Source organism: Nostoc parmelioides FACHB-3921 (assembly GCF_014696625.1).
GTDB lineage: Bacteria > Cyanobacteriota > Cyanobacteriia > Cyanobacteriales > Nostocaceae > Trichormus > Trichormus parmelioides.
Genome location: NZ_JACJQL010000056.1, coordinates 1 through 14037, shown reverse-complemented (window position 1 = coordinate 14037; position 14037 = coordinate 1). Strand labels below are relative to the sequence as shown.

Here is a 14037-nt window from a genome sequence, read left to right as displayed (position 1 = left end):
ACGCGATCACCTCATGCCGGGAAAAGGATTTTCTTTCTATATTCAATTTAGCTCAAGATTATGGCATTTGTTAATATTCACAATCTGCCACCTTCACAATAACAGATTAAACTTTACGGTGTCAAGTATCTCAGCAAAATATTTTATATATCTCACAAAGATATTTTCTTTATCTAAGATATAAACTGCGACCTCTCAAGAAGGTTGCGAAACACTGCCTCTCAATCACCTTGCTATACCTGGACTTTGACAACCCTTGTAAAGAAATTAATTACTCAGTTTCTTAATCGTGTAGAATTTCATCTCTTTCCTAAAAGAGCATTCACCAAATTTGCGATTGCTCTTGGTAAGTAGAATATTTTCTGATTGCGATCACTGTATGGCGGTCATCGTCTTTAGGCGATTTAAACATTTCACCTTAACCTCTCACCGATGCAGTCAGATACCTTACCAGGAATCACAAAATTTACTCAATGTTATGGATTTTTACATAGCATTTAAAGTATCTATAAATATTACAGAAATTGACGTTAAGGCTAAAACTTAGGTAGAGCAAGCTTTTTTAGCTTTAATTTATCTTTTTGATATCTAGCTATTTTTGGAAACATTGGAAACATTATGGAAACATTGCAAAATCTACTTGACCCTTAGTAAGGTAAATGCCAAAATTGCTCAAACAAGCCCGATTAAGAGATTGGTCGATGAAAATAACTAGACATCGAGACAAAATTTTGGCAGCACTACAGGAATGGTTTCGGATTCACAAACAAGCACCTACTTTAGAAGAGTTGTGTACTGAACTAGGAATGCAACCGCGTCAAAAAGCAACCCTGCAACGATGGTTGCAGACAATGCGAGGTATTGATGTGGATTGGGAAGATAATGTTGCCCGCAGTCTTCGCTTGCTGAACTCTGCTCCAGACATAGAACCTGAACTACAGATATCAGCAACAGAAACATTGCGGTATTTGGCGACTGGCTTGACAGAATGGGAAACACGAGAACCTGAACACAGAGCGTATATTCCAAAAGCTCTTCGTGTGGGGATGTCCAGAATGTACTTAACATCTTTGCTCTCTGGAGAAGAACAAGCCCCCTCGAATCTGCCAGAATTTTTTAACTGGGCAAAAAAACCAGTCAAGGACTGGCAACCAGCAGCAGAGATTAAACATTTATCATCTGAAGTTACCCTCATAGAAGATGGGTTAGTTTCCGACTTTGCCCTCCAGTGGCAGGTTACAGGTGCTGATGTAGAAATGCAGGTGCAAGAGAAAGTATTGCAAGATGTCCTGCAATACTGTCGAGCCAACCAACTAGAAGAAGCTTATCGCGCTTTAAGAAAACTGATTATCGAGCGTCCTGTCCTCCCTTACGCTGAATATCGCAGTCTTTTGTCTTCATCCCAATTAAGACCTCTGCGTGATTTTTTATTGCAACTTTATGTGGATTTGGTTGATTTAACCAGTGACCACACTTATCACTTCTGCCCTCGCTGCAAATATGTCATGCGCCGCCGTCGAGATGGGACTTATAACTGCCGAAACATGACTTGTGAACAACTGAGTGCGAAACTCCGCCTCCCACCCCAACCGTCAATACCCAAGCATGAGGCAGAGGGTTGGAAAGTTCTTACCCCTGGGGTGCATCGGTACGGGACACTGCCAGGACTTTGGGAAATTCAGCTAGCACAAGCCCTGACAAAACTGGGAGTACGTGTCACTCTTTGGCCAGAAATTGATGAATTTGACTTACTCGTAGAGTTTAGTAGGAAAGTGCGCTGGGCAATTGATGTTAAGGATTGGTCTTACCTAGATGAAGAGCGTTTGCGGAAAGTAGAGTACCGCTTTGATACTACTGAAACCTTTGTTGTCTTCCCAGATGAGCGAAATGATCTCTTACGAATTGAGGTGGAACGTCAAAGACTCGAACCAGAATTGAGTGGTGTGCGCTTGAAGCTGGTTAGTGAAATTATCTCCCAAGCTAAAAAAATACTGGAGAAGAAAAATCATGCGTGATATTTCTCAATGGAGCAAACCATTGCGCGAAGCCCTTCGTAAGTCGCTGGAATTAAAAGCTTATGTCGAAAGAACTTTACCTGATACCGAGGCTAATACACAGCAGCGAGAAATAGCACGTCTTGCCCAACTGATTGCCGAAGTGGAATTGGGGTTAACCTTACTGATAGAGGTAGCCCCAGACGAAAGAGCAACTTCCGTATCGGCATTACTTTTAGGATATCGTTTTCCAGTCAAAGCACTTGAAAGTCAAGAAAACTGGTTGCTTGTACAAAAAGCCCGTTTTTATCTTGTGCGTCGCAAAGGGAGACAATGGGAGCGTACTTTGACTGAATACATCAAATTACCTGAAATTTTGAGGATATTCAGCATAACGGATCTCAATGAAGTTCCTCAACTGATTCCATCTAGCACTTACCCCCAACGTTTACAACTATACCGTCAGACCTTATCAATAACTCCACCGCACAAAAAACGAAAAGTCAAACTAGCAACCTCTGGTTATTGGTATGCCAAAGTTTCTCACAAGGGTCACACTACCGTTGATGTTCCCATCAATATTCCTGAAGCCGTAGCTAATCTGGCTCTTTCTCCACAGGTATCTTTTCATCGTACACGCACGGGCGTAAACCCTTCTCGTCAGATCACCTTAGAACAATTGTTACAAGATGCTCAGGAAATGGATGAAAAATTGGCTCAAGCTGAGTACGAGCCAGAAAATTATCATCAACGTCTAACAGGCATTGCTTTAAAGTTATATGACTTATCAATAGATGATTTTCAACCATGTCTACCAAACACTGAAATCACACTAGACCAACTGGTTCACATTGTTGGTTTATTGAACGTGGGTAAATCAACACTGCTTGATATTCTGATTTACCATTTTGCAAAACAAGGTTATCGCTGTGCATTGCTGGTAAACGATGTTGTAGCAGCAGTGCGTATTGCCTCCCTATTTCGAGAAGGATTAGGAATTTTGGCATCTCCAGTCTTGGGAAGCGATCGCTTGCAACACTTAGAAAAAGTTTATGAACCAATTCTTGCAACCAAGGGTGAAGAAATAGCAACGGGAGCAACTCACCCAGCTTGGCGTTGGTTTAGTCCTGTCTGTCCAATACTGGCTTTAGTGCAATCAGAAGAAAAGTGGGAGTTTGGTGAAGAACCATGTCACAATCTTTACCAAAAACAAGCCACTACCAAAAACAGCAATTCCTCGGCAGAAGTTGATGAGGATTTTGAGGACTTGGAAGAGGGTGAGAGTGAAGATAAATATACTTGTCCCTTGTATTACAAATGTCCGCGTCACCAATTAGAACGAGACATAGCCACTGCATTGGTTTGGGTGCTAACACCAGCCAGCTTCATTCATACCCGCGTTCCTCCGCAAGTTTTTACAGAAAAACTGACCTTTGCTGAAGCTGTTTACCGTGAATGTGACTTCCTCTTTGTTGATGAAGCCGACAGGGTACAGGTGCAATTTGATGAAGCTTGCGCCCCCGATGAAGTTTTGGTCAATTCTTCTGGAAACTCCCTATTAAATCAACTAGGACTCAAATTCGCCACCACTATTTACAATTCTGACCGTCGCAGCATGGCGGCTGAACTCGTTGCTACAGCAAAAAGAGCCAATGACTATGCTCAAATTGCCACAGACTTAATTCTGCCTCGGCTTCATAACCAGCCAAAACTTGTGGAATGGGTAGGACAAAACCCCTTTACAGGTCGTTCACTCTTCGCCCATATTATCCGCGACATTCTGGAAACACCGGAAACACAAGAGAACGAACTATCTCCCAAACTTAAACGTGCGGAACGCAGCAAGGAACGACAAAAACGGATTGAAGCTGGTTTACCCCCCGAAGAGGAACGCCAACGCCGTAAAAAAATCATGCAAACTTTGGAGGGATTTTTGCAAGCTCCCCTTAACCGTCGCAAAGGAGGAGAACTTTCAGACCTTGCCTTGACTTTACTGAGTGCCGAAAATGACGCAAGGGCATTAACTGAGGTTGCTGAATGGTTACGTAAATGGTTGGAACTATTGGGGATTTCTCTCACAGAAAAAACTCAGTTTGAGGAAGTTACACACCATTTGCACTTAGCCATTCTGGTAACGGTACTCAATGACAGGCTGGGTTTTTTAGTTGATAACCTGAATGCACTCATGCGGGCGCGAGTTCTTGATTTGCACGATACAAGTCTTGCCCTGGTTTACCGTCCACCCCGTGATTATCTGCCAGTTGTGCCATCTTCACCTGTGGGAAATATTTTAGGCTTCAGGTATACGCGAGACAGGAGTAACAAATCTGGTGGTAAGTTGGAATATTTCCGCTACGTTGGGGTTGGCCGCTATTTACTTCTGAATTTTTCTCATCTGTTTGCTGTTGATAGTTGGGATGGCCCCCATACAGTTTTAATTTCCGGTACGAGCTACGCTCCAGGAACACCTGCTTATCACATCCGCCAAAAACCAACTATCTTGCTAGAACCAGCTACCAATAATTACACAGCAGGTGATGCCGGGATTGGCGAAAGCGACTTTTTCTTCAGTTCCCAACGTAATGCAGTCGGCAAGTACATCGCCCTATCGGGACTGCCACCAGATGTAAGAAAAATAGCTGCCAATGAAATGGTCAAGGCCATCTGTCACAATCCAGGACAGGCCAACAGCTTCCTTGATCAATTATTTGCCACCTTGAGCGATCAGGCCAAACAAGATCCAAAACGTTGGGGAGATCGCCAACGCTTACTACTCATCACCAACAGCTACGATGAAGCAGAGTTGGTGGAGTCAATTTTAAAACCCCTCTATCGCGTTGTTAGTACAGCGTCTTCTGAAAGTGACATAAATCTTGATGGCATCGCTACCTTGCGCCGTGACAATGCTCCTGCTCATTTAACTGGTATCCGCCGAGGAAAAATCCGAGATGTTGCTAAACTGCCTACCCAGATTGTCATTGCTCCTTTGATGGCATTGGAGCGGGGACACAATATTCTCAACGAGAACCGGATAGCAGCATTCGGGGCGGCGGTATTTTTGAGCCGACCAATGCCAGTTCCCGATGATTGGCAAACTACCGTCCAGCAACTGAATAATTGGGCGTTGGAAAAGTCTTCAGATGTTGGGCTTTATGAGGCATTACAAAAACGAGGCGATGCTCTCACGCTGACGAATGTAGAAAATGAGTTCTACCAGTATGCAGTGGCGAAGATGCTTGACTTGAACTGTCGGGCGATGTCGTTTCAGCAGTTAACCAGTGATGAACGTTCTATACTCTGCTGGACTCAATTGGTCAGTGTTTGGCAAATTATCGGGCGTTTGGTACGTGGAGGAGTTCCCTGTATTGTCCATTTTCTAGATGCCAAATTTGCACCTAAATCGGTTGATAGTGAACTCGATAACGAAGTCACTTCACTTTTGGTTGGCATGATCAAGGAACTTCAACTTGCTATTGAGCTAGAAGACAAACAGCCTTGGGAAAAAACATTAGCCAAATCTCTCTATGGTGCTTTCTTTAACGCACTCAAACAAACAAAGGATTTACACTATGACCTTTAAAATCATTTTCACATTAATCTTCTTGCTCAACAATTTTGGCTAATGTTTTTAGCCAAATCTCTCTACAGTGCTTGTTTTAATGTACAGAACAAACTCAAAGATAAGGAGTTAAATTATGCCTTTTAAAATTAACACTCTTCTTCCTGGAGCTTGGGAACTAACTAAGGATCTTCAATACGAGCTTTTCTCTCTCCATGTACCTACTGCATGGCAGCAAGTCGCTAAATCTTTGGCGCAAAAACGTGTCAATTTGCAAGGTAGAGGTTATCCTTCCGTCCCCGTCTACTCCCTCGACCCAATTATAGCGGCGAGCTTTCCTAGAATTATTCAGACAGTACGTAATGGCTGGCAGCGTCCCGGTGTACCTTGGATATTAGCAACAGAACGCGCTGAACTCTTCAACTTACCTGACCTGATCAAAGATTGGTTGCGCGAAGAATTTAGCTATTGCTTAGGTGATGATGAAGTCGAATCTAGCCTCAACAAACTTGATGATAATGTTTGGGAATGGGAGAACAAGCCAATAAGCTTTCCTTTGCAACTTCCACCGAATAACCCGTATGGCATAGACGTTCGCTGGCAGGCAATACCTGATTATATGGCTGGGGAATTTCTTAAAAATCCACAGGTCACTTTTGGTTGGAATAATGAGTACCAATTAACTTTTTACCAAGTAGTAACTCTTAAGCCTGGAGCCGAACTAATGTCATGGCCTCCTTATCGAGTTCCGCTAATTAAAAACAAAAAGCAAGTTGGTACAGCAGACATTTCTTTTGTTATCCGTTTTAAGTTACAAACAGTACCTTGGCGGAATCAACCAATGATTTATCATCAACTATCGATTCGACGCTGGATTACTGAATCGATAAAACGCTGGCCTTATCGGGGTGCTACCGTTTTTATTGGTGATGAGCGACGATGGTTGGATGGTCAAAAACAACCATTCTGCTTTATTCCTCTGCCGATAAGGCAAATTACAACACAAGCAGGAAGGGAAGCAAGATGGCAAAGAGCTATTAGTGAATTACTGAAAATTAATGACTCACCACTCCCTGACCCTGATAGTTTAGCTAGTGAGCCAATTTATAATTGGTCTGTGTTCGCTGCTGCCCCAACCGGAATACAAGCTGCTATTGCTTATGACTCTCGACATTTGGGTGAATTTTCTTGTTTTAGTGGCGTAAGTCCGCTAGATTTAGCTAGTTTAGATAGTGCTATTCAAAATAAGATTGAGCAAGAAAATTTATCATTTCGTCGTATAGGTGAAGGAGTAAGAAAATCAGGTGAATATACACCTTTTTGGGAGCTTGGTCAGCCACAAAAAAAGGGGAGTTCAGAGCCTAAAAATCCTGATGATTTATCTACGCCGATGCTGCGTCCAAAAATTGCTGCCTCCGCTACATTTCGACATACTGAAAACTCTCCTCATACCATCCTAATTTTGTGGGAAACCCAAAAATGCCGAGATGCGTTAATTGCAGAAATTTGTAAATTACTTTCCCTCTCACCCCAGGGAGAAACAATCACTTACGAAACTTTAACTGGCTTCACAGGAGAAGAAACCCTTTATGGAAATCAAGATGTATGTTTGCTCCTTAGAACTCAGCACGTCTCAGACATAACAGCAAGACTAGATGTTGATGATCCTGAAGTTGAGGGAAATAACCGACAACAAAAACGTATTACTTTAATAGACAAGCGTATTCATCAAATTACCTCGTATTTACCTCCAGCCGAAGGATTAAGTGGTGCTTTAGTGGAAATTAAACCAAAACAGGACTTCTTTCCACCGGAGTCAGATCCAAAACTGGCTGTGCGAATTGGGGTAATGCAGGCTGGTTATGTTAACCAGCATATTCATGCTTTAAAAACATCTACAAAAAATGATGAAGAGTTCATTACTAAAAAATCTACGAATCGGGTACAAAGAGCAGTAACAGATTTATTACGACAATTTGGAATTTTACCTGCTCCTCTTATCGACTTTGAAAAAGATGCCATAGATCCAAATATGTGGCTGACTTGTTTTTATGTTTTGCGTCGTACCCGCAAAACAACAGCTAGTAATCAAGCTTCTATTGTGGCGTTGATGGTACGAGTCAACCCCATCAAAGGAACGGTACAGGTCACTACTCCTACTTTATTCGCTACACAAGGTTGGGTATCTTATTCAGTAGGACTGGGATATTTACTCAGTGAAAAATGGGAACCATTAACTTATGCTGATGAAACAATTGGTGATACTAGCGATGCACAACAGTCTAGTGATACCAAAAGTGAACAGAAGTTTCTCAATAAATTTGTGACTGATTGCTTGCGTGATTGTTTAAGTACATCAATTGAAGAGGAAAAACCTCCCCATGTGCTATTTATGGCGGAAGCGATAAATGCCCGTTTAATGCTGACATGGTTAAAAAATCCCCAACTACCAGCTAACAATTTACCCGATGAACTAAAACGGCACATGACAGAATCAGAAATAAATCGGCTTTCGGTTGTGCGGTTAAGAGTTCCAGGTGATGGTGAAGTTCCTGTTGCTATTGCTAAGGGTTCTCCTGGTAGCAGAACTAATGGTTTATTCTGTTGGCAAGGTGTTTGTGATGATGAGGCAACAGCACTTTACCTCAGCATGAGGAAGCTGTTAAATACCGAGCAAGGTACAAATACATTACAACAGAAACAGTCTCGTCTGGATAATGGAGGTGTACAAGCAGGTAATCCAAAACCATTAGAGATAGCTGTTATTCATCACCCAGGTATTGAACGCGACAAGTTAGCTTGCTTTGTCCATAATCTTAGAGACCGATGGCCATATTTTGCTAATGAGGTTTCTTTACCGTTACCTTTTCCGTTTGCAACTTCAGCTAAACAATATGCTGTGAGTGCTAAAGATAGGGTGGAATCTGTTGATTTGGAAGATGAGGAAGATTCAGAAGAATCTGTTGATTAATATTAGTTGTAATCATACCTAAGCACACTGTAGGGAAGGATGAAATTCTACCCATTGTTCGTTCTCTATAACTAATTTACCTGTATCCAAGGAATAGTTACATAGATTAATCTCGATAGTTACCGGAAAATGTCTGGAGCTTTTTAGGTAACTATTTATTAGTTACCGAGCATATAGAGTATAGCCATAGAGACGGTAACTATCTATCATTAAACTCTTGTCTTACCACTATTAGCTTATATATTACTAGGAGTTACAAAATTTACTCACTGTTATGGATTTTTACATAGAGGTAAAAGTATTTGTGAATATCCGAAATGGCTAGTAAGGAGTGATGACCCAATTGAAGACATTCGAGCGTTTTTTGGGACAGCTAAACCAAGATTGGGGCAAACAGGTTTTAAAGTTAGGCTTTGTATCCCTAATTAGGATATAAGGTTACGATAATACCTATTATCGTCACCTACGTTTTATGTCTGGTCGCATCGTTAAAGTCAACAATAATACTCTGCCTTCCGTGCTGGATTGGTGGACTCAACCGGATGTGTTGGCGATGTTGTTGTCAGAGAAGCGTAGTGAGTCCACGCGAAAAGCTTATGACCGAGACATTAAAGATTTTTTTGCCAAGATGTTTGGGGTGGAATCGACGGCGGAATGGGTAGTGCGATTTTTGGCACTGCCGGGGGCGCAAGCTTTGGGGTGGGTAGTCAAGTACAAAGCCAAGATGATAGATTCGGGGTTATCGGAGGCCACGCTTAACCGGCGGTTGTCAGCTCTGCGGGCGCTGGTGCATAAGGGTAGAGTGTTGGGCGTTTGTGGTTACACCTTGGAGGATATTAAGGGTGAAACTGTTATTAAATACCGAGATACCAGTGGTGTTACTCCCCAGGAATTTAAGCAGATTCTTTTGACTTGCGATCGGACGACGGCGAAGGGGGTCAGGGATTATGCGCTGCTGCGCTTGCTTTGGGATAATGCGCTGCGGCGGGGGGAGATTGCAAAGTTAAAAATGGGGGATTTTGACCGTCAAAATAGCAGACTCATGGTTTTGGGTAAGGGCAGGGGTAGTCAGCGAGAGGCGATTGATTTGACTCCCAAGACTAGGGATGCGATTTGTTATTGGTTGGCGTTTCGGGGGTTGGCATCAACTAAAGATGCGTTGTTTGTGGCGTTAGATCCGAATACGCCGGGGCATCCTTTGTCAGATACGGGGTTGGCCAAGATGGTGAGAACGCGGGCCAAAAAAGCCGGGATTACTAAGCCGTTATCACCGCACCGCATTCGGCACAGTTCCATTACGGCGGCGTTGGATGCGGGGCAGAGTGTACGGGAGGTGCAGAAACTGAGTCGGCACATCAAGTTGGAGACGTTGATGATTTATGATGACAATCGACAGCAGCACCAGTTAAAGGTGAGTAGTGTGTTGGCGGATTTGGTTTGATGGCGTTTAATGTACTTTAAACCAAAACACGAAAAAAATTCTGAAGCATAAACAAAGCATGAGTTAATGCTTTCTTCAAGCTGTCAACTCATATATAGCATGAGACTTTGCATCAAATCATGAGCGTGTATTTAATTTCTGAACCATGATCAGAGAATGAGTTTAACAAGCTTTTATAGTGGAATCGAGGCAATAGCGTTACCTAATTCTTTTGGTTCTAGCTTATATAATCCACCTCCATACACGCGACCCTCACCCATCAGCATTTCATCTGAAATGTGATTCAAAGCCTGCCATACTAACTTTAGTAATTGCGAATTTTGTGCCAGTGCTTTACTCAAAATAGGTTTGGGATACAAGATTAAGTAAACGTTAGTAGCCGTTGCTTGGGAGTGATTGAGAATAAATCGAAAGGGTCTGCCTCTTTTAGTATCTTGACGACCCATATAGGTACAAAGAAATGGGGAAGGTGGGCGATTTTCTTGTGAGTACCAGGGGGAGCGATGCTGGCAAAGATAGCGGGAACTAATTCCATTTTCTACTCCCTTTTGGAGATATTTTACAAGTGAAGGATACTTTGATTCCACCTCAGATAAAGGTAAATTACAGTCCAACAAAAATAGCTGTTGCTTCAAAATAGGATGCCCCATACTATCAGTTGCAATTTCATCAACTGGTAAATAGCGGGGACTAGGCAGAATTGGTTTTAAAAACTCAGTCGGAATTTGATATGCAGAGACTTGTTCAGGTGTTAATACAAAAAAATTATTAGCTCCTGTCGCCAAACCTCGTTTGATTGTGAATAAATCTTTTAGTTTAAACTGCTTGAAATGAGAATTTATTTGATGGGAAATAATTCCAATTCTTGTCCACTTGGCTGTTGAGTTTAGTACCTCACAAGCAACCAATTTTCTTTCCTTGGGTGTTGCTAGACTGCCGCCATAACTAAACTCAACATGATGGTTAGCTGGTGGCAAAGCTTTCTTGAACCAAACAACTGCACTAGATACTAGTGCATCTGCAAATTGCACATCATGGGGATGGAACTGATGAACACGTAGTAATGTAACCCGATTTAACAGATACTCCTTAACTTGTTGTCCATAATTTACGTCCATAAATCCACTAGGTATTAGCCACCCAGCTAGACAATTATCAGCCATCCAAGCATCTGCAATGCACAAAAAATGGCAGTAAAGACTAGCTAACTGGCTGAGTTTTATGCCTGTGATTTGAAGAGTTTTATTTTGTAATCGCTGCTTTTCAATTTGGCTTAAATGATGATGTCGCACATAGGGCGGATTGCAAATGATTAAGTTGGCTTTTTCAGCGTCAGTTTGGGGTGGTGTTGCTTGGGTAAAGTCAGTAATATTTAATTTTAATGGCGTGTTACGCCAAAGGGCAATCGCTGACAAGCCGTAATGCGGGTCAATTTCGTAGCCCACTGCTGAGACTATTTGTAATGGGTTGAATTCTTGTAATAATGCCGAGTAGAAAGAACCTGTGCCAAAAGCTGGGTCGAGAAACCGGATTTGCAGATGTGCTGGCAATAATTCCAAAGCATACTTCAAAATGTCGGCTGCCAAATCCGTTGGTGTAGCAAACTGTCCGAGCTTGTTACGTTCAATTTTGGTTTTGGCTTCATCTAGTTGCAATTGGCATAACACCCTTGCTTGTTCAGTTGCCTTCGTTATGTTCATACACCAAATAATGCTAAGTCTTCAATGCGATGTTCCCACAACCAATCAATTCCTTCCGCAGCTTCATAACCCAAGTAACCGCTATCAAAATAACCGCAAAGAAACAGCACAAAACGGACTTGATTACCGTAGTTGCTCCTTAATTGAGCTACCTTAATGGCTTCCTCTTTGCGTCGCTTGTTGGGATTAGTAAAATCCCCGGCTGATTTAGCTTCAATTAGTAAAGGTAAATCTCCTGTTTGGGACTGGGAGGGCATAATTACTGCGTCAATGGGAATGTTGATTTGTTTGCTACCAGACTGCAAGCTAACAGGAATATTCAGTCGAAACGCAAAGGTTCCTGGCTGCATTGTTTCAAATCTTACTCCTGTACCTCCCCTGATGTAAGAGTAACCCCGCTCTTCTAACCACTGCCTAATTATGGTCAGTTGTCTTTGTTCTTGAGCGTTACGAATAATTGGGTCAGCTAGCGCACCGCAAAGACGGTCTGCAACAATTGTTGCCGCTCTATGGATTTGTGCTTCCGTTGGTTCTGGCATTGTTTGTAGCCAGGGGAAGATATCTGGGTCTATCAGCCGTGCCAAGACTTGAACGATTTTCTCTAGCTCGGCATCCAGCATTGTACTATCCATTTTGGGCGGGATGCGTTGCTTTTCTTCCATATTTTTGACAACGTTGGGCAATACCCCGGCTAGTCCAATCAGGCGATCTCGTGCAATGGGTGGTGCTGTTGCCATACGGAGTATTGGCAGTACCAAGGGATGTTGGCGCAGTACGGCTGGTGTAATGTTGGTGAGATTGGCTGTCCAGACTAAAGCTGATTCTACTTGTTGGGTTGTAGCAATGCGAGTATCCCGGTAAGCTCTGGGAGCAAATTCCATGAACCAACTGTTGTAAAAGTCCACCGACTGGGCAATATCTTGCTTCCACAGGTGCGGTTTATCAGCATTTACTGGCACTATATCACCTCAATCCGATGCACTTCTTTACACCCGTAAATTTGCTAATGAGTAAATCTATTTTTTCACCTTGTTGCCATTTCACCTAGACAAGCATGAGAAAATTTATCAAAATGTTGAGTAATTTTATTATTAGTAAGTATCTAAGTCATCATCAGTATCTAAACTTTCTTCAATTTTGACCCCGAACGGTAGGGTATGAAAGCCTAAGTTTTCTAAAGTTAAAATGGCTGACTCGACTGATGAATTGTTGATTATTTCTTGATTGATTAGAGATGTAAGTAATTCGCCAACTCCCTTGTACTGATTTGCAGTATAGTCAATCCATCGGTTTTGAAATGCGAGTGCATCATATAGTGCCATAACCACTTCGGTATATAGGTCAAACGGTAATTGGTCACACAACTTCCGCATGGTACGCAGTAGATTGTCTGCATAGACGGCTGCTATTGGTTCTCCAGTATATTGCTGAAGTTTTTGTAAATCTCCTAAAAGAGTTTTGGTAATTTCTACTCCTGAAACTTCTAAGGAAGTTGGTTCGATAGTCATTGTTTTGCTCGACAATAACTTGAGTTTATTTGGAGATATTTGGCACTTTATCAGGTAGATTCATGGGGTAAAACCGGAGTTCAGGTACGTCCTGTACTAACCCTAATGGTGATATCTCAGTCTACAGATTTCTCATGATTTTTGTTACGCGCCCATTAATTTTATTCCTCAAGATACTCTACCACCGCCGTCAGGTCTGCCATAGCCTGATTAAATCGATTTAACATTGCTTGGGCTACTTCTGGGTCAGCGTTAACCGTTGCTAGTTTTTCCCGTACACAACGGTCAAGGGCTTGTAGCCACAATGACAAGCCTGTATGCCGAACTGCTGATAATAAACCCATGTTGGTGAGAACAGCCAAGTGAAACCCAAGTTGGTCTTGTCCGCCATAGCCGAGATATCCGTTTCTCAGTTCCAGCTTTTCTGGGGTAAATTCTACATACTGTTCAAAGGTAATACCAGATTTTTCTAGCTGGGGTTGGGGCAATGCAGGTTGAGATTGAGTCATAACACAATTATTTTAAGTAATCATCGTGTGGAATTCGAGAAAATGCTGCTGCTCGATGGCTGTTTCGTAGTAGCAGGGCAAAAACGGTTTGGTTGCCAAATTAGATTGGTGAAAACCTTTAACTTCCTGTGACGGTCAATTTTCACTGTGACATACCACCCACTATGGTTAATCATGCTCTCAAAATACTAAGATGAGAGCCACCTAAATAAAGAAACCTTAGCTTCTACAATGTTGTTGAAGCTAACGATACCGTTGGCGAATTCCCTAAACAGCTAAACTGAACCGATTAGTTCAGCAATGAAACGATTGAGAACCTTATGAGCAGTTTTATACCCAGTAGCTTGCTTACCTA

Annotated in this window: 8 protein-coding genes; 4 read left to right on the top strand and 4 right to left on the bottom strand. The window is 42.3% G+C overall.

The window, feature by feature from the left end; translation table 11 throughout:
- Positions 1-659 precede the first annotated feature (659 nt).
- The 4 genes from H6G14_RS25400 (at position 660) to H6G14_RS25385 (ending at position 9965) form a co-directional block, all read left to right on the top strand.
- Positions 660-2015: a restriction endonuclease-related protein gene (locus tag H6G14_RS25400; protein WP_242053574.1), complete on the top strand. Its 1356-nt coding sequence runs from the start codon at positions 660-662 to the stop codon at positions 2013-2015.
- Positions 2008-5574, top strand: coding sequence for a pPIWI_RE_Z domain-containing protein (locus H6G14_RS25395; RefSeq protein WP_190570765.1), 3567 nt, complete (start codon positions 2008-2010; stop codon positions 5572-5574). The genes H6G14_RS25400 and H6G14_RS25395 overlap by 8 nt, the downstream gene beginning before the upstream one ends.
- A 115-nt stretch (positions 5575-5689) precedes the next feature.
- Complete coding sequence (locus tag H6G14_RS25390) at positions 5690-8524, top strand: pPIWI_RE module domain-containing protein (protein WP_190570763.1); 2835 nt, start codon at positions 5690-5692, stop codon at positions 8522-8524.
- 472 nt (positions 8525-8996) lie between these two features.
- Positions 8997-9965 carry a tyrosine-type recombinase/integrase gene (locus H6G14_RS25385; RefSeq protein ID WP_190570761.1) on the top strand — a complete coding sequence of 323 codons (969 nt, stop codon included), beginning with the start codon at positions 8997-8999 and terminating at the stop codon, positions 9963-9965.
- Positions 9966-10138: 173 nt separating this feature from the next.
- Here the strand turns inward: H6G14_RS25385 and H6G14_RS25380 are convergent, their stop codons facing one another.
- The 4 genes from H6G14_RS25380 to H6G14_RS25365 all read right to left on the bottom strand — a co-directional run bounded on the left by H6G14_RS25380 (position 10139) and on the right by H6G14_RS25365 (position 13682).
- A complete protein-coding gene (locus H6G14_RS25380; RefSeq protein WP_190570760.1) occupies positions 10139-11665 on the bottom strand; it encodes an Eco57I restriction-modification methylase domain-containing protein in 1527 nt (508 codons plus the stop codon).
- Positions 11662-12624, bottom strand: a complete 963-nt coding sequence (locus H6G14_RS25375; RefSeq protein ID WP_190570758.1) for a XamI family restriction endonuclease — start codon at positions 12622-12624, stop codon at positions 11662-11664. Before H6G14_RS25375 ends, H6G14_RS25380 begins: the two co-directional genes overlap by 4 nt.
- 132 nt (positions 12625-12756) lie before the next feature.
- On the bottom strand, positions 12757-13173 hold the full coding sequence (locus tag H6G14_RS25370; protein ID WP_190570756.1) for a hypothetical protein: 417 nt from the start codon (positions 13171-13173) through the stop codon (positions 12757-12759).
- A gap of 161 nt (positions 13174-13334) precedes the next feature.
- On the bottom strand, positions 13335-13682 hold the full coding sequence (locus tag H6G14_RS25365) for a hypothetical protein (protein WP_190570754.1): 348 nt from the start codon (positions 13680-13682) through the stop codon (positions 13335-13337).
- Between the last annotated feature and the right edge of the window lie 355 nt (positions 13683-14037).